General features: G+C 46.9%; 12 protein-coding genes. 7 read left to right on the top strand and 5 right to left on the bottom strand.

The genetic code is table 11. From position 1 onward, the window contains the following. Window positions 1-72: 72 nt before the first annotated feature. The gene (galU, locus tag LSG34_RS09970) at window positions 73-1005 is read right to left on the bottom strand and encodes a UTP--glucose-1-phosphate uridylyltransferase GalU (RefSeq protein ID WP_233008938.1); all 933 of its coding nucleotides are present in this window, start codon (window positions 1003-1005) and stop codon (window positions 73-75) included. A 564-nt stretch (window positions 1006-1569) separates the two neighbouring features. On the opposite strand from galU, the gene LSG34_RS09965 reads away from it, so the two are divergent. The 6 genes from LSG34_RS09965 to LSG34_RS09940 all read left to right on the top strand — a co-directional run bounded on the left by LSG34_RS09965 (window position 1570) and on the right by LSG34_RS09940 (window position 10071). Continuing rightward, complete coding sequence (locus LSG34_RS09965; RefSeq protein WP_233008937.1) at window positions 1570-2223, top strand: transglutaminase-like cysteine peptidase; 654 nt, start codon at window positions 1570-1572, stop codon at window positions 2221-2223. A 5-nt stretch (window positions 2224-2228) separates the two neighbouring features. Further along, window positions 2229-4256: a bifunctional diguanylate cyclase/phosphodiesterase gene (locus LSG34_RS09960; protein WP_233008936.1), complete on the top strand. Its 2028-nt coding sequence runs from the start codon at window positions 2229-2231 to the stop codon at window positions 4254-4256. An 18-nt stretch (window positions 4257-4274) separates the two neighbouring features. Continuing rightward, entirely contained in the window at window positions 4275-4799 is a 525-nt protein-coding gene (locus LSG34_RS09955) for a hypothetical protein (RefSeq protein ID WP_233008935.1), read from the top strand. Between the two features lie 106 nt (window positions 4800-4905). After that, the gene (locus LSG34_RS09950; protein ID WP_233008934.1) at window positions 4906-6246 is read left to right on the top strand and encodes an O-antigen ligase family protein; all 1341 of its coding nucleotides are present in this window, start codon (window positions 4906-4908) and stop codon (window positions 6244-6246) included. 79 nt (window positions 6247-6325) lie between these two features. Further along, window positions 6326-7315: an ABC transporter substrate-binding protein gene (locus LSG34_RS09945; RefSeq protein WP_233008933.1), complete on the top strand. Its 990-nt coding sequence runs from the start codon at window positions 6326-6328 to the stop codon at window positions 7313-7315. Continuing rightward, window positions 7312-10071, top strand: a complete 2760-nt coding sequence (locus LSG34_RS09940) for a diguanylate cyclase domain-containing protein (protein ID WP_233008932.1) — start codon at window positions 7312-7314, stop codon at window positions 10069-10071. Before LSG34_RS09945 ends, LSG34_RS09940 begins: the two co-directional genes overlap by 4 nt. A 62-nt stretch (window positions 10072-10133) precedes the next feature. Here LSG34_RS09940 and LSG34_RS09935 read toward each other — a convergent pair whose 3' ends face one another. The 3 genes from LSG34_RS09935 to LSG34_RS09925 all read right to left on the bottom strand — a co-directional run bounded on the left by LSG34_RS09935 (window position 10134) and on the right by LSG34_RS09925 (window position 16316). Beyond that, window positions 10134-11906, bottom strand: coding sequence for a M14 family metallopeptidase (locus LSG34_RS09935; protein ID WP_233008931.1), 1773 nt, complete (start codon window positions 11904-11906; stop codon window positions 10134-10136). A gap of 264 nt (window positions 11907-12170) precedes the next feature. Next, entirely contained in the window at window positions 12171-15236 is a 3066-nt protein-coding gene (locus LSG34_RS09930) for an efflux RND transporter permease subunit (RefSeq protein ID WP_233008930.1), read from the bottom strand. Window positions 15237-15239: 3 nt separating this feature from the next. Next, complete coding sequence (locus LSG34_RS09925) at window positions 15240-16316, bottom strand: efflux RND transporter periplasmic adaptor subunit (RefSeq protein WP_233008929.1); 1077 nt, start codon at window positions 16314-16316, stop codon at window positions 15240-15242. Between the two features lie 114 nt (window positions 16317-16430). Here LSG34_RS09925 and LSG34_RS09920 point away from each other — a divergent pair, with 114 nt between their 5' ends. After that, entirely contained in the window at window positions 16431-17315 is an 885-nt protein-coding gene (locus LSG34_RS09920; RefSeq protein WP_233008928.1) for a LysR family transcriptional regulator, read from the top strand. A 196-nt stretch (window positions 17316-17511) separates the two neighbouring features. Here LSG34_RS09920 and LSG34_RS09915 read toward each other — a convergent pair whose 3' ends face one another. Continuing rightward, complete coding sequence (locus tag LSG34_RS09915) at window positions 17512-18285, bottom strand: putative porin (protein ID WP_233008927.1); 774 nt, start codon at window positions 18283-18285, stop codon at window positions 17512-17514. Window positions 18286-18416: the final 131 nt, after the last annotated feature.

Here is an 18416-nt window from a genome sequence, read left to right as displayed (position 1 = left end):
AGGCCATTGATAAAGATAAACGCCGTTACTTTAACAGCTCAATGCCGGACGCCAGACAGACGAAAACCAGACTCAGGCGATTAAACTAAGTTTTTTATTGCTTAACAAAGTTTGCAGATAAGCACCAAATTCAGCCCCTAATACCTGATCTTTCAGTGCATAGGTCACTATAGCTTCCAGGTATCCCAGCTTACTGCCACAGTCGTGGCTTCGGCCAACAATACGGTAGGCTTCCATGGTTTGTTCTTTTAGCAACTGGGCTAAAGCGTCGGTCAGCTGAATTTCATCACCAGCACCTGGCTGGGTAAAACTCAGGATTTCCATTACAGCTGGTGACAATACATAACGACCGGTAATGGCCATATTAGAAGGAGCTTCATCCACCAAAGGTTTCTCGACCATGGCATGCAGCTGCACAGATTGACCTTCTGCAATAGCAGCTCCGTTTAAATCCACCACACCATAAGAGCTGACGGCAGCTGCAGGAACAGCTTCAACCATCACCTGACTGGCGCCAGTCACCTGATAACGGTCCAGCATGGCTTTCAGGTTGTCTTGTTTGAGATTGCTTTCGTACTTGCTGATCAATACATCAGGCAGCAGCACAGCAAAAGGTTCATTTCCTATAATAGGAGCAGCACACAAAATGGCATGTCCCAAACCCAAAGCCACATGCTGGCGCACCGAAATCACTGTCACGTTTTTCGGATTGATAGAACGAACTTCTTCTAACAGCGAACGTTTCACCCTTTTTTCCAGCTGAGTTTCTAATTCAAAGCTGGTATCGAAATGGTTTTCGATGGAATTTTTACTGCTGTGGGTGACTAAAATGATTTCAGTAATGCCTGCAGCTGCAGCCTCTTCAATCACGTATTGGATTAGAGGTTTATCAACCACAGGTAACATTTCTTTTGGGATAGCTTTTGTTGCAGGCAACATGCGTGTTCCAAGACCGGCAACAGGGATGACGGCTCTTGTTACTTTACGAAATTCAGATGGTTGCATATAAAACTCCTTCTATAGTGTGCTGATATAAAGTTGTAATGAAACGGTATGTTTTCGCTCAACTGCTCAGCAAAGGCCACTCCCTGCCTGTAGAACTCCGGTACACGGAGCCTGATGTTCATTTACTCTATTTGCACTATGTGACAAAAGAGTTAAAGCCTGCCCGGAATAAACGACAAGACCAAACTGTTCACAAATTAAGCATTTCTTATGCCAGAGCACATTTTAGGTCCAGGCTAGTTGAAATATGATAAAAATGATAAATTCATAGCTATTTTCCATAGTTTAACCTGGTTCACCGTGCAATCTTGGTGCGATAACGCTCCAAACTAATGCACAAAATCCAGTGCAGAATTATTCATCAATCAGTCCCTTGGCAAGCTCTGCAGAAAGTGGCAGATTACAGTATCTTTTTTAACCAAAGCTGTTTTACTCAAGACAACACATCTGTTTTAAAACGCTCCGGGAAACGGACCAGATAGACAAGGCAGGACTGTATAGTTATGGAAATTAGCTTGACTCACATCTAATGGTGGCCGCATGTCAGGTTATACCGGGAGGTTTATGCTACGCAGGTATGCGGTTGTAGTGCTGCTGTCTTTTTCTGTCTCTATTTTTGGCAACGCCGATTATCTGGCAGCTGTATTTGAGCCAAAAGTGCTGGAAAGTATTGGTAGTAAATATGGTGCTCCGGCGCTTAGCAGGGTCAGACAATGGCGTGATTTACTACAGGAAGGTCAGTCTGAATCGGACTGGGTGCGGGTCAATAAGGTCAATCAGTTCTTTAATGATCAGATCACCTTTCAATCCGATTTAGCTCATTGGGGACAGACGGATTATTGGGCCACACCACTGGAGACGCTTGGAACTGCAGCTGGCGACTGCGAAGATTTTGCTATAGCTAAATATGTATCTCTGCGTGCTATGGGTGTACCCGATAACAAGCTGAGGATCATGTATGTCAGGGCAATGTCTGTAAATGAGCCGCATATGGTGCTGATTTACATGGAAAGTGAAAACTCCGTACCTCTGGTTCTGGACAATCTGATTAAGAAAGTCCAGCCGGCAACCCGAAGACCCGATCTCAAACCTATCTACGGTTTTAACGCTGAAGGGTTATGGCTTGCAAAAGCACAGGGATTGGGACGTAAAGTTGAAGGCAAGACAGGGGGTTCAAATTGGCAGGACTTGCTGAACCGAATTGAGAAGGGAATGTAACTGTTATGGCCCATAAGCTTTTGGGGAAACTCCCCGGTATATCGTTAAGAGCACAACTGCACCTGTTGATCGTATTGGTGGCAGTCTTTACCTTTTCGTTCAGTTTGTATATCTCAGTGCAAAGTACGCAACACTACCTGAACACTCAGATGAAATCCCATGCTCAGGATGCCGCTACCAGCTTAGGCTTATCGATGTCGGCTTATATGGACGACCCGGATCTGGTGATAGCACAAACTATGGTCAGTGCTATTTTTGATTCTGGTTATTACGCCGATCTGGAGTTTAAAACCAGCAAAGGCGAGGTGAAAATCAAACGGCAAAACCCTATAGAGTACGATGAAGTGCCGGAATGGTTTGTGTCGCTTTTCCCGCTGACACCACCACTACAAAGCAGTGAAGTGAATAACGGCTGGATGGTTGCAGGTGTTTTATCCATCCAGTCCACCCCGGGTATTGCTTACAAAACACTATGGCAACAAGCCAAACAAAGTTTCTACAGCATCGCCCTTATCACCTTGTTCAGTGTGCTGCTTATTCAATTGATTGTATTTGCGGTACTCAAACCTCTGCGGCAAATTGAAATGCAGGCTCAGGAAGTAGGCAAAAAGAACTTCTTACAGCAGGACAAGCTGCCCTTCACTACAGATCTTCGTTCTGTGGTCAAAGCCATGAATGCCATGGTCGCCAATATTCAGCGCAGTTTTAAATCTCTCAGCCTGCAAGCTGATGAACTGAAGGTAAAAGTATTTACCGATCTGCTGACAGGTCTTGGCAACAGAAGATTATTAGAACAACGTTTTACCGCAGAAAAAAATGAGCAAAAAGCGCACGACCTGCACTTGCATATCGGCATGATGAGTTTGCATTCGCTGACAGATGTACACCAGCGTCAGGGCTTTGAAGCTGCAGACCAGTATATTTTACTGGCCGTAAAAGAGTTCAGGGAAGCGCTGGAGCATTCAGCCAATAATCAGCTATTCCGCCTTGGCGGCAGCGACTTTATCTTTTTAAGTCAGGCCAACGCAGAGCCTTTGGAAAAACAGGTTCGTCAGCTGAGCTCTAAACTGAAACAACTGGACAGTGTATTTTTCCCCAATGGCTTCGCCTCAGTCGCGCTGATGGAAGTCGAACCTGAAGATAATCTGCATCACTGCCTGTCTACGCTGGACAGCGCCATTATTCAGCGTATGCAGCAACCAGATTTACCTTTACTGGTCAAAGATGAAAGTATGCTGATTAAGCCAGAAGGCCGCATGGCATGGCATGCCGTGATTAAAGATTTGATCCAAAACCATCATTTTGAACTCTGGGCTCAACCTGTAGTAAATGCGGATAAGTCCATTGAATACATTGAAACCTTTGTCCGGTTTTATTACCTGCACTCCCAATTATCCACCGCAGAAACCTATGCTATGGCTGAACAACAAGGGCTGTCCTTGCAGCTGGATCAGCAGGTGATCAATTTTATTCTGAAACAAGTGCAGGAAGAAACCAGCCATACCTATGCCATTAACTTGTCACAAGGGGCTGTCGGATCGTCACTATTTTTGCAGTGGCTCGACAAAGAACTGCAACAACTGGCGGGTAAAGTTCGTCTGGTGTTTGAAGTCTCTGAGTATTCAATTTTAAAAGCGCCGGACGAAACCAAAGCCCTGATGGATATCATTAAACGCAACAAGTGCAAAGTCTGCATCGAACGTTTTGGTGCCAGTATGACGACCTTTAAATACCTGCAGGGGCTGAATGTCGACTACGTAAAAATTGACGGCGCTTACACCACAGCATTGAGTGATCAGGATAACCAGTTTTTTATAAAAACCTTATGTCAAATCAGTCACGGTATAGGGATCAAGGTGCTTGCTCCTCACATTGAATGTGAACAAGTAATGGATAATTGTTTTGCCGCTGGCGTCAACGCAGTTCAGGGCAATTGGTTGCTTGCACCACAGAAGGTGAATGTACAGGTGAAAAAATCTATCTTGACACAAGCATTCATTAACTTAGACTTGCTTCATTCGCCTAAATATTAACCAACAAGGATTACAGGTATGAAGAAAACCACTACTCTCGCTGCCGCTCTGTTTGCAGCCGCAGTATTCACTTCAACTCCGGTAGTAGCTCAGGATGTAGCATCGGTTAAAGCTGTTGTGGAACAGTATCAAACGCTGGTTGCTCAGAACCAGGCCCAGAATATGACAGAACTTGAAGCTGAGACTCAGGCTCTGGAAGTGATTAAAGCTGAACTTCAGAAAATACTTCAGGATGCACCGGATGATGCTACCCGGGAAACACTGTTGCAGGCAGCTTTTGAAGCTGCAGTCTTGTTAGATGATGCTGCTGTTAGTGCAGTTGCAGCAGCAGCTGCTGCTGCAGGCATGTCTGCAGATGATATCACGGCTGTCGCTGCTGCGACTCCTGGTGTCGATGTAGGTCTTGTTGCGCTGGCCACAGCTGCAGGTCCTGGTGCTGAAGGTGCAGGAACTGGTGCTGGTACAGGCGTTGCAGGCGCTCCTGGTGGTGCTGGCTTTGGTGGCGGTTCAGGCGGTGGCGGCGGTACAGCCTCAGCCAACTAAAGCTGTTCGATACAATGAGGGCCTGCGGGCCCTCAATACTTTTAGCACTAAGATAATGTAGTTCTGAGTACAGATGGGAGCTACGCGAAATGGAAAGCGTCATCCGATGAGTTCGCCACAACTGTTATTCACTATGATCCGGGTCTTGTGTTGTTTTACGTTACTTTGGTCCCCTATTCCGCTGGCCAGTAACAGACCCTGGGCATGGACTATTCTTGAACTGCTGATTGCACTCATCTTCAGTTTACATTTACTTTGCGTCTACTTAGGACGCTCGGCCTGGTTTACAGGACGTTGGCACTATTGGTCTTTGTTACCTTTTGTGCTGATGTTACTGGTGCTTGGAGCTCAACTGTGGTCCCCTTTTACCTGGCTTAGCACTGTGGATCCAAATCAAACTGAAATTCTTTGGTTTAAAACCCTGTTTTATGCCCTCTTTGCGTGGCTGATCACCGGCTATTTCCGCACCGACAGAGAGTTAAAGCTGCTGTGTTACGTCGTGGTCGCCAGTGGTGTATTTCAGGCCACTTATGGCTCTATACTGAATTTGCAAGGCATTGAGATTTCTCCTGTTTTTGGTATCGTCGAGGGCAACAGAGCCCGTGGTTCTTTTGTTTACCAGAACCATTTTGCCAATTATCTGGCACTCGCATTGTCATTGGGATTGGGCCTACTTATGGCAGAATTATCCAGCAGGGCCATGCAGTGGAACTGGCGGACGCTCAGCCGAACCTTGCTGGAATCCTTACTCAGCACAAAAATATTGCTGCGTCTTGCACTCATCATCATGGTCGTTGGTCTGGTTTTGAGTCGTTCACGTATGGGGAATGCTGCATTTTTCACCGCATTACTGGTTATCTCTTTGTATGCCATCTGGTTTTACAAAAATAAACCTGCGCTGCTCAAACCTCTGGTGATCAGTATTTTTGTGTTTGACATGATCGCCATAGGCTCGATTTTTGGCATAGAAAAACTACAACAGCGCTATGAGGACACCTCCTTCGCGTCAGAAACACGAGATGAAGTGGTACGGGATAGCTTGCCAATACTGCATGACGCGCCCTGGTTTGGTCATGGTGGTGGTAGTTTTTATACCGTCTTTCCAGCCTACCAGCCTGGTCATTACCATGGGTTTTATGATCACGCGCACAACGAATACCTGCAATTTGCTATTGAGCTTGGCGTGCCAGTCACACTGATGCTGGGGGCATGGCTGCTGTGGTTACTTTGGCTGAACATGAAAACGATGAGGGTAAAACAGAATAAACTAAGCAGAGGCATAGCCTTTGGTTGTTCTGTGGCTATTGTGCATATGTTAATCCACAACCTGGTCGATTTTAACTTACAGGCACCAGCTAACGCAGTGCTGTTCATCACAGTGTTATGTTTAAGTGGCATTGTATTTACACGTCAGGATGTAAAAGTATCGGGTTCCGCACCAGCCTGAAGCCTAAGGAACAAGGGATGTCTGCTGTTCGGCTGGATTTGATTTAGCAACCATTGAGTTGCAAGGATTGCAAAATACTATGGGGAACGCATACAAATTGACACGCCGTCAGTTTTTACAACTGTGCGTGGCAACTCCTTTGCTCATAACAGCAGCTTCAGCATGCGGCAGAAACAAAGCCTTTAGCCTTGGAATTTATCAACATCCGGGTCACGAAGCCTTTTATCTCAGCGAACATTTCAATTTATTACCCGCTGGTGTAACGCTCAGAAGCAGCAGATCTGCCGATACAGTGGTAAACGCCATGATGTCCGGAGAATTAGATGCAGCGACTCTTGCATTAGATGAAGTGCTGCTCTGTCTGGCGGCTGGTATTCCATTACAAATCATACTGGTACTAGCGAACTCCTGCGGTGCCCATACCTTATTATCCCGCCCGGACTTCAGCACCGCAGCAGATCTCAAAGGAAAAATTATTGCGCTGGAACCACGTGCAGCCACTGAATTATTACTTGAACATTACCTTGTCGATGTAGGCCTGACCCGAAAAGATGTCGAAATCGCGTATTTGCCACAACTCAAACAACTGATGGCATGGGAAAATGGTCAGATTGACGCAGCCATCAACTCCCCTCCTGTGTCGCACTATATAGAACGTACAGGCGCAAAACGGCTGTTTGACGGACGCCAGTGTGCTCCGCAAATGTTTCAGGTGCTGGCGGTACGAACCGACAGAATTGACTGGCTGAACGACATACCAGCGCGTTTACTTAATAGTTATTACCTTGGATTGCAGCAACTGAAGCTCTTTGCCGGGGACAGCATGCGGCGCACTGCACTGTGGCGCAACCTGACCTTAAATGAAACTCATAGTTACTTTGCCAGCGTGGACTACCCCACTGCGGCGCAGAATCTGTCACTGCTGTGTGAGTCCGGCACTTTACATAACTCAATGCAGCAATTGATGGCATTTATGCCTGCCAGAACTCAACTTTTGCAGTATGAGCACAAGTACAGCACAAATTTATTTGATACGGCAGCACTTCGACAATTGGTGCTGCTGTCATGAAACACCTTCTGTATTGCCTGATTGTACTCTGTTGTACTGCGATGCAAGTATCAGCTCAGGTTGCAACATCCCCGATCCGCTTTGGTGTACTGGCACATAATGCTGATCATGAAACTCAACAGCACTACGCGCCTTTGTATCAATTTCTCGGTGCTCAGATGGCACCTGATGAAATACAACTGGTCTTTATTGAACCCACCAATCTGGATCTGGCCGATATTCAAGCTCAAACTGATTTTCTGCTGACCGACCCTTACCACTACCTGCATCTGCGGGCCACAGGCAAGCTGCGGTTGCCCTTATTAAGTCAGGTCACGTTAACAGAAGCTGGCTCATTTGATTTATCTGGTGGGGTTATATTTTGTCTGGTGTCCAATCCACTTTGTGATATGAACACTATCACTCAGGCCAAAATTGCCACAACGGGCCCTACTTCATTGCTTGGTTATGTAGCTCAACTCAGGGAACTTCAGCAACTAGGTATTAGTTTGTCAGCGGAATTAATGCACCACTTGAGTTCGGATCAGGCTGTAATTGTGGCGGTAAAAAATCAACAGGCCGATATGGGCTTCGTCCGCAGCGGCACAGTGGAAAAACTGATACAACAAGGCGTTATCACCACAGAAGAAATAAAGCTGCTGAACCAGCAGGAACTTGCTGAGTTACCTTTTCAAACGTCAACCCGCCTCTATCCGGACAGGCCTTTGCTGGTGATGCCTGCAGTACCTCAGGCCACAGTCAGCCGCATGATGGCGGCTTTACTTAGTTGGGAAACAGAAGCCAGAGCCAAAGGACTTACTGAAGCCTTTGGTGCTGCGGCGGATTACCAGTCGGTAGAACACAGCTTGCAGGCACTGGCCTTGCCACCTTATCAGGCGGGCGGTGCCCAGAGTTTTATGCACAGCTGGACTGATCACAGAGGAACACTTTTGGCTGTGGTGCTGCTACTGCTGTCGCTTTTAGTGTTGTATATCGTATTTCGGCAGAAAAACGCCCGACAAAGTTTGATGAATGACAAATTGCTGCAGTTAAACCAAAGTTTGATGCGACAAAAAACACAGATGAGTACAGTGCTGAACAACACTGTTCATGTGCTGTTATTTGGCCTGGATCTGCAAGGTCGTATTGTGCATTTTAATGATAATGCGCTCAAACTTCTGCATATCCCCGCTCAAAGTCTGCAAGGGCAATTATTGATGGATTTACTGGCGGATCCTGGCCAAAAACAGACTCTGCAATCGGCTATGCAACAACTACTGGAGCAACCCAAAGACGCTATGGTGCTTAGTTTGAAAATCCAGTTGGCAAACGGCAAAGAGCTGTATCTGGACTCCGATTTGTTTCGCTTACCTGATGTACCTGAAAATGGTTCTGACTTCGTGTTGCTGGGGACTGATGTCAGCCGCCGCTATTGGATTGAAAATCGTCTGCAAAGAAGTTTTAAGCGACTGGATCAATTGATTGAGCGTAGTCCCTCAGTCATCTATGCATTCGATCCAGAGACGATGCGGCTCAATTACATCAGTCCAAATTGCTTTACCATGTATCTGAAAAGCTCGATGGAAATCATGCGAATGGCAAACTGGTGGAACCTGTCTGTGCATCCGGATAACCAACAGATCATTGCACAGAAGTTTATCGACTGGGCGAATGCAGGTTATCCCGGCGTGCTGAAATACAGCTGCACCTTGCTACGTAACTTAGCCAATTCAGGCTTATACGCTGACGAGCCGCAGGAAAACAATCAACAGATCTGTATCGAAAATCAACTTTGCGCACTGAGAGACGAAAAAGGCCGGGTCACTGAAATCATTGGTTCCCAACTGGATATTTCGGAGCGGCATCATGCACAGATGAAGCAGGAATTGGCCGCCAGTGTGTTTATTCAGGCCCGTGAAGGTATTTTTATTACCGATGCCAGTGGCACTATTCTGGATTTAAACCACTCGTTTTGCCGTATTACAGGCTATACAGAAACCGAAGCTCTGGGTTGCCATCTGGCGCTTTTGGGTTCATCGCAGTCGGATAAATTGTATTTCGAATGTCTGTGGCAGGAACTCACCCGGGCCGGATACTGGGAGGGGGAAATACAAAGCAAACGTAAAAATGGCGAATCTATGGTGCTGGCTTTAACCATCTCTGTAGTCAAGGATATGCAACATCAGGCCTTGCATTACGTCGCTTTGTTTTCCGATATCACAGTGCAGAAAGCTCAGGAAGATAAACTTCGTTTTATTGCGCATTTTGATGCGTTGACCGGCTTACCTAACAGGTTACTGCTCAAAGACAGGATTGCACAAAACATGGCTCTGGCTAAACGCAGAAAACAGCTGATGGCCGTTATATTTATTGATATTGACGGATTTAAGGCCGTCAACGATAGTTTGGGTCACGAAGCTGGTGATTATCTGTTGGTTGAGTTAGCAAACCGGATGCGTTGCGTGATGCGGGAAAACGATACTCTCGCCAGGCTGGGCGGCGATGAATTTATAGCCTTGTTAACCGAGTTGACCAGCGAAGCTGACTGTATCCCTCTGATTGAACGTTTACTGCACAGTGCCAGCAAACCTTTTGATTTGCATAAACAGCAAGCCAGAGTCAGCGCCAGCATTGGTATTACCTTTTACCCTCAGAAAAAAGCAGTGGACGACGCCACCTTAATAAGACAAGCCGATATCGCTATGTATCAGGCCAAACATTCAGGTAAAAACCAGTACGCTATCTTTAGCAATACCGACAAAGAACTGGTTAGTTAACATTGAATTTGGGCTCAGATCACATCGTTAACTGGTCACAATGTGATCTGCCCCCAATTTAGTTATTCGATTAAGACCGGGTATTTCAGGTAATGTTGATCGTAATAAGGCAAGCGCTGATACAACCATTGCAGTTTGGCTTGTGGATCGGCCGCCAGTTTTTTATCCTGTTTTACTGCGTCGTCAAATTCAGCTTTGAGCTTTTTGTCCTGCTTCAGTGCCGTTTCAATCAGAGGCACTATAGCGTAGGTTTCAAAGTACTCGACCCGCTCAAACATACCCAGCATATAACCCCAACTGAATAAAGAATCCGGCGCTGTGGGTTCCAGCAATGCCACAGCTAAAGCACCTAATGGCTGGTCGGTACTGACCCGGACTGAACCAGCTGGTAAACGGATTTTTTGCCAGTTGCGGCTAAATTCTGCTTTTACCGCGAAACGACCTTCAAAAGGTTTGTTGGCAAACTGATGTGAAGTCGCAGTTAATTGTTGCAACTGAATAGTTTTGGGCGATTTTAAGCGGGTAAATTTCACACCATGCAACACCAGTTTCGCGATAACCTCTTGCTGCTCTGGTGGGATCCAATAGGCTTTAGGCACATCAATTTCAGCGGCAGGCTCTTTTTCCCAATACACAGGTAATTGCTCATAGTCCAGCGGTTTACCTGTCCAGGTCTGATAGGTTACGCCAGTAATAGCATCTTTTTTCTGGACCGCTTCCACCCCTTTAAAGCGGATGTAATCCGGTGTTTCGCTGGCTTTCCATGCTAAAACCTGGCGCTCTGGCCGGGCATTTTCATCGGCCTTTTTCGCCAGTTTCAGCACTGCGCCTTGTTGCTGCAGCAGCTTTAAACTTTGCTCGAGCAATACATAAGTGCCTAAAACTCTTTGTTTATAAGGCTTTAAGCTGTGATTCTCCACCAGCACTGTCGGGATGTGGCGCAAATCACCGTAACCATTGGAGAAACGTGGTGAAGAGGTTGATCCTGCCAAACCTTTGCTGAAATCAGAGCTGTTATGTGCAAAGACCAAAGGGCCTGGTATATGACCTGCGGCAGTGAGTGCCTGGTCGACTTCAGAGCGGAAGCTGCTGGCAAGCCAACTGGCGGCATTGGGGCTTAAGGCGGCAAAAGGTTCATTAAAACCATAGGTAATATCGTACTGGTAATCTTCACCGTCTGTGACATGGATATCCAGATACAGATCCGGCTGATAGCTATTCAGTAATTTCAATAGCGCCTGCATCTCAGGTGCTTCCGCTTTCATATAATCACGGTTTAAATTCAGGTTTTGCGCTGTAGCACGCCAGCCCTGAAGTTCAGGTCCACGCTGGTTCATCCTATTGTATTTACCACTGCGCTCATGACCATCGACCGAAAACACCGGAATAAACAGCAGGTTTACTTCTTTTAATAAATCAGCCTTGTCGCCATGCACTATGTCACGCAGCAGCATTAAACCCGCATCTTTACCGTCAATTTCACCACTATGAATACCAGCTTGCGCCAGTAATAACGGCTTATTGTCCCGGCCAATCATGTCGGGATCTGCACCCGCTTTCACCAGATAAACAGCCCTGCCCTGTGGGCTTTGGCCTATCACTTCAAGCTTAACCAAAGGGGTACTGGCCGCCAGACGCTCCAGATATTTAATGGTGGTTTCGTAATCCGGAGTTTCAGCTAAATCAGAAACTTCAGCCGGGGTCACCCAAGGATGCTGCGCAGGTTTAATCAGGCTTAAGGTCGAACCTTGCCAGTCAGGTAAAGGCGGTAAATGGTCGGCTGCAGTAACAGAAAAGATCAGGCTGCATGCAAGAGAAAGGGTGAGTTTTTTCATAGTTATAATGTCCATACAGGGGCAGTGATCACAAGCAAGCCCACGACAATTCAGAAATAGAATCCGGGTGCTATGCAAAAGCGCCACAGCATCCTCTTTGTTCTGTGCTTTTTTAGGAGATTACCACAAGCAGAGGGCGCAAAGTCCAGCATTTATCGCAGAAAAAGACCAACACAACCGCAAGGATAGTTTTAACGAAAAAAACCGCAGGGAAAAGCCGGAGAAAGCAGCAAAATGCTGTTTTCCCGGCAGGTTTAGAAGCGACTAGCTCACCGGTTTAATCCGATAAATAGAACAATACATCAGAGGTAAAAACAGCAAGGTAAGAATGGTGCCAAAACCCAGGCCAAACATAATGACCACAGCCATACTGGCGAAGAAGTCATCTGTGACCAAAGGCAACATCCCCAGGATAGTGGTAATGGCCCCCATAGACACTGGCCGAACCCGGCTGACTGCACTGTCATAAACGGCCTGATAAGGCGCAAGCCCCTGGCTTAACTCCAGTTTAATCTGATCAAGCAGCACTATGCCGTTTTTCACCAGCATACCGGACAAGCTTAAAAAACCCAGTAAGGCTAAAAAGCCAAAGGGCACATTCACCGCTAACAAACCCAGGGTGACACCAATAAGCGCCATCGGCACACAAGCCCAAATCACCAGTGCATCGCGCATAGAGCTGAACAGCAACACAGTGATCACAAACATCACCAGATAGCCCATAGGCAAAGAGCTGAACAAAGCTTTTTGTGCTTTGGTCTGTGCTTCCAGTTCACCGCCCCAACTCAGGCTATAGCCTGTAGGCAGCGGAATAGCTTCGATTTGTGGCCGTACTCTTTTTAGTAAAGAGGCTGCTGTGTCGTCACTTAAAATATTATGATCGGCCATCACAGTTAAAGTGCGTTTACGGTCACGGCGCATAATTTGTGGATCTTCCCACTCCAGCGCGAAGCTGCTGACTACCTGACTGATGGGGATATAGCGGTTTAGCTTAGGGCTATACACCTGTAAATCGGCCAGTGCATCCACACTTTGGCGTTCCGAATCCGGTGCACGGGTGATAATAGGTAATAAATGCGTGCCATCACGATAGATCCCCACAGTGCGGCCATTGACATGAGTCAGCAGCACATCGTCGACATCCTGCTTACTAATGCCAACCCTGCGCGCTAAAGCTTCATTAAACTGCGGCCGGATCACTTTGACTCTGTTGCTCCAGTCATCACGTAAATTACGGGTGCCTGAGTCCTGCGCCATAATGGCTTTGGCTTGCTCGGCCAGTTGCCGCAGCACATTAGGGTCGGCACCGCTAAATCGGGCTTCCAGTTTAGCTGCAGTGGAAGGCCCGACATCAAGGCGTTTTAACTTGTGCCGAAGTCCAGGGTGTTGCTCATTGATATAAGAGCTGACATCAGCCATACGTCCAGCTAACAGCGATTTGTCCTCGACCCGCACAATCAGCTGGCTATAGGCTGCATAAAACCGCTCTGGCTGATAGGTCAGCATAAAACGGTCTGCGCCACGGCCTGAGGTTAAAGTGACAGCTTCCACTCCTTCCAGAGTTTTTAGATACTGCACCACTTCCAAAGCTTCAGCGTCGGATTGCCGTATATCAGTGCCGGCCGGTTGCCATAAATCCACTAAAAAAATCGGTGTGTTGGATGCAGGAAAAAATACTTGTTTGACTTTGGCAAAGCCCATCACCGACAAAATCAGTAACAGGATCATCAGGCCATAACTTAAAAACCTGTACCTTAAGACGCCGGTTAAGGCGGCTCTGTACCAGTCAAAAATAAAACCGCGGTAGAGTTCAGGTTTATCCTGCGTTTCATCCACTTTGGTTTTTAATTCTTCTTTAAAAAACAAGCTGGCAAAAAACGGCGTTAGCGTAATAGCTGTTACCCAGCTCAGCAGCAAACTCACCAACAAGACCCAAAACAAACTGCCGGCAAATTCCCCCGTCGCATCACTGGATAAACCTATAGGCGCAAAAGCGGTAATAGCAATAATGGTTGCGCCCAATAAAGGCCATTTGGTTTGTTTGACTATGGCGGAAGCCGACTCGCTGATGCTCAGGCGTCTTTGCATGCCAATTAAAATACCTTCGGTAATAACGATGGCGTTGTCCACCAGCATACCTAAAGCAATAATCAACGCCCCCAGTGATACCCGCTGCAGTTCAATTTGCATTTGCTGCATAAAAATAAAGGTACCAAGCACGGTCAACAGCAAAATAAGGCCAATTAAAAAGCCGCTGCGCAGCCCCATAAACACCAACAGCACCACAATCACAATGGCGACAGATTCCAGCAGGTTCAGCACAAAACCACCGACTGAAGCTTCTACTTCGGCAGGCTGGTTGTAGATGGTATTGATATCCATACCCACGGGTCGGGCGTAATCCAATTCAGCCATACGAGCCGTGACTAAAGATCCGACATCGACGACGTTCACGCCCTGGCTAAAAGACACACCCAGAGTCAGGGTATTTTTGCCATCAAACTTTAAAATCTGACTCGGCACTTCCTGCACGTCTTTGTAAACTTTGGCGACGTCACCTAAATAAATCAGCTCCTTGGCGGCAGGATTGCTGATAATCAGCTGCTCCAGCTCCTGCACTGATTGAAACTCACCCGTAGGATGAATACGGATCCGGTCTGGCCCAAGGCGCAAAGCGCCAGCATTAGACACCACGTTTTGGGTTTGCAGCAAACTGGCAATTTGTGTCGGAGGAATGCCTAAAGACGCCAAACGGGAGCGGGATATTTCGACCACCACTTGTTCCTGTTGCCGGCCACTGACCGACACTTTGCCTACCCCATCGACCAGCACCAGCTCACGGCGTAAAAAATCAACATAGTCCCGAATCTCTTCGTCTGAATAGCCATCGCCGGTTACGGCATACAACATACCGTACACATCACCAAAGTCGTCATTAACGACCGGCGCCTGCACACCTGGTGGCAGTTGTGGCCTTAAATCATTGACCTTACGGCGTAGTTCATCCCAAATTTGTTTCAGCTCTTTCGCCCGGTAAATGCCTTTCATCTCCACCATAATTTGCGAGGTACCATTGGTAGAAATTGAGGTCACATGGTCGACATAAGGCAATTGCTGGATGGCATTTTCAATCGGATAGCTGACTTCTTCCTCCACCTGCAAAGGCGAAGCACCGGGGTAGGATGTGATGATCAAGGCTTGTTTCAGCGTAAACTGCGGGTCTTCCAACCGACCCAGGCCAAAATAGGCCATAGTGCCGCCTATTAATAAAATAGCGGTGACAAGCCAGGACGAGGTTTTATTTTTTATAAAATACTGAGCGACATCCATACCTTACAGACCCCGCTCACGTTGCCATGGCCGCACTTGCTGGTTTTCTGCCAGTTGATTTACACCAGCAGTGACCACCTGATCACCCGCAGCTAAGCCAGACAAAACTTCAATGCCCTGTGCAGTTAAGCGCCCGACAGTCACAGCACGTCTGTTCACTACACCTTCGCTATAAACCCAAACAAAACGCTCTGTCGCATCCACAGGCTGATCATTGGCCGCAAATACTGCTGTGGCAGGCACCACAACCACAGAGGCCTGAGCGCGCATTAGCTGGCTCATATCAGCCACTACATTAGCTGTCATACCTGAAAGCACATTAAATTCTTCCGGTGCAGCCATGCTGAACACGACTTTAAAACTGTTGGTTGCGCTGTCCGCTCTGGTATCCCACTCTTTGATACTGGCTTTGTAGCTCAGGCTTGGGTAAGAGTCATAAATTACATCTGGCTGATAACTGACGTCTTTTTTCACCAGTGCTATCACATCCTCCGGCACCTGGATCACCACATCCACCATGCCTTTGAGTTGCAACTCCAGAATGGCTTGCTGAGCGGCAACGTTTTCATGATTCTCAACTAAGGAACGCGATACGGTACCGCTAAAAGGCGCCACCATCTCCGTATAGGAAAGATTAGTTTGAGCAGTTTTTAAATCAGCCTCAGCCACTTGCAGCTGAGCTTTGGCTTCATCGTACATCGCCTGAGACACAAGTTTTTGCCCAATCAGGCTGGCTGCCCTATCAAACTGCGCTTTTGACAACTGATACCGGGCCTGTGCCTGCTCAACTTTCAATTTAAAATCAGTAGGGTCTAAACGAGCCAACACATCGCCTTTTTTCACTTCCTGGCCGGGCCGGATAGAAAACTGAGTGAGTTTACCGCTGACGCGAAAGGTTAAACGGGCATTTTCAGTGGGTTCCACTATGGCAGGAAACTGGCGGATTAACTTTTGTTGGCCATCCTGCACCTGATGCAATTTCACTGGTCTGTTTTGGCTTTGTTCTACGATTTCAACTGGTTTGGAACAACCTGCTACCGACACCACACATAAGAGCGCACTTATCATCTGTCTGGACATTTAAACCTTTCCCTTTTTTTGCTCTGGTTACACCGCTTTTTTGTATTTGCACTATACAAAAGCAAATTTGATATTAAAATTTATATTTACTTCAGTTCTACATAAGAAAAATTGATGAACCTGACTCAGCTTTATATTCTCGACGCCGTTGCCAGCAGTGAAAGTCTGCTGCAGGCCGCGGTAAAACTGCATAAAACTCAACCCGCTTTGAGTATGGCACTGAAAAAGCTGGAGCAGGAATGCGGTTTTACTATAGTGGATCGTAGTCAATATCGCCTGCAATTTACTGAGGCAGGTAAGCGTTTTTATCAACAAGCTCAACAACTTCTGCATCAAAGCGCACAATTAAAATCTCTGGCCCAACATTTAAGCCGTGGTGCTGAAGCCAGTTTACGTTTGGCCTTTGATGAGGCAGTTGATCTGCAGCCTTATATGACTGCAATCCGGCAAGCCCAGCAGCAGTTTCCACATACCGAATTGCTGTTGAGTTGTGATTACCGGCTGCAGGCACTGGAAAAACTGAAAAATCAGCAGGCCGATTTAGCCATCAGCCCCTGGTATCCGGTTTTTATTAGCTTGGGTGATTTTGAAGCTGTGGCTATTGGTAGTTTTGATATTTTATGTGTCGCAAGTCCGGATTTTTTAAAACAACTGGGCGGCCCTTTAACTCATCAGGCGCAATTAGCTGAATTACCGCAATTGGTGGCCAACTCGGAAGCGCTGAATTTTGATAGCGGAAAACTACTGCCCTTGCAGTCGGCACGGCGGGTCAAAGTAAATAACAGTTTATGTATGAAACAAGCCCTGTTAGCGCATTTAGGCTGGGGCATGGTGGCACGACATCAGGTGGCGGATGAGTTAGCAAGCGGTGCTTTGGTGCAGTTAAAACCTGTGGAGTTTCCAAAGTTTATTCAGGGAGAAGTGCATCTGGTGCGGCATAAAGATCAGCTGCTGGGACCCGTAGCAAAAGCCATCTGGCAGCAATTGACAGCGAGTTAATGCATCAGAAAAGAAAAAGGAGCCGTTAAGCTCCTTTCTTAAATCATCACTTCAGTTATAACTGGCATTGCCCTAAGTAGTTGGTGTTGCAGCGCGGCGGCAAGCGTACAAGACCCCAGGAGCATAGTAGTCCTATGTGACTGGGGCGAGTAGCGCAGCCAACAAAGCTGCAGCTTCAAGTACGACGGGCAATAAATTAGAAGCGGTAGCTTGCGCCCAACTGATACAAATCATCACCCGTCTCCAGCGCATCAAAGGCGATGCCTGCTGATAACGATAGGTTAGGCAAAGCGAACCACTTGGTGCGTAAGCTCAGACTGTCTTCGCTTTCGCTTAACACGCCGTCAGAGATCCACTGATAACCTACACCGGCAGAGAAGTTTTTGCCGAAGTAGTAATCCGCGCCTACACCATAACGGGTGGCTGAATTATTACGATAGTCCAGGATATCGGCTTCCAGATTGATCATATCACCCGTGCCTAAATCCCATAACTTTTTGGTCATCACACCATAGTTAGTGCTGCTGCCACCTTGATCAGGTCTGTTGTGCTCAAAAATCGCACCCACTAACCAATCGTTGCTGATGAAGTAACCTACAGTACCATCTACGTTTTGAGTATCATCACCGCTGTAATGCATCCATTCCAGCTTACCGTAGAAGTTATGGCTTTGGTCCATATACTCACCACCCACTGACCAGCCATTCTGATCAAAATCACCTACAGAAGTGCGGGACAAGGTGCCGAATACACTGGCGTTTTTATTGATAAATGCAGCTTCAGCCCGTGGCGTATTGCCAGAAGTGTCTACTGCATTGAAAAAATACTGGTGCTTCAGTTGCCATAGGTCTACATCAACATTGTTGATATCACCGTTGATATAATCGACTGAAGATTCATTTTGATAGCTGTTCGCTGCTGCACCGGTTGACACTACAGCGATAAGTAAAGCGAGCATGGAACGTTTCATAAATACTACCTTTTGGTTGAGAAAACGCAGGCAGTGTAAACTTCTGAAAGTTAATGCTCTCTGAACGACTCTGTAAAGAACTGTATGAATATCAAACAGATAACCATACAAAATAGGAAAATCCCGATGGA

The sequence above is a fragment of the Rheinheimera faecalis genome, from assembly GCF_021290965.1.
Classification (GTDB): Bacteria; Pseudomonadota; Gammaproteobacteria; order Enterobacterales; family Alteromonadaceae; genus Pararheinheimera; species Pararheinheimera faecalis.
Note: the sequence above shows the minus strand (reverse complement) of the source record. Positions and strands in the feature narration are given on the sequence as shown.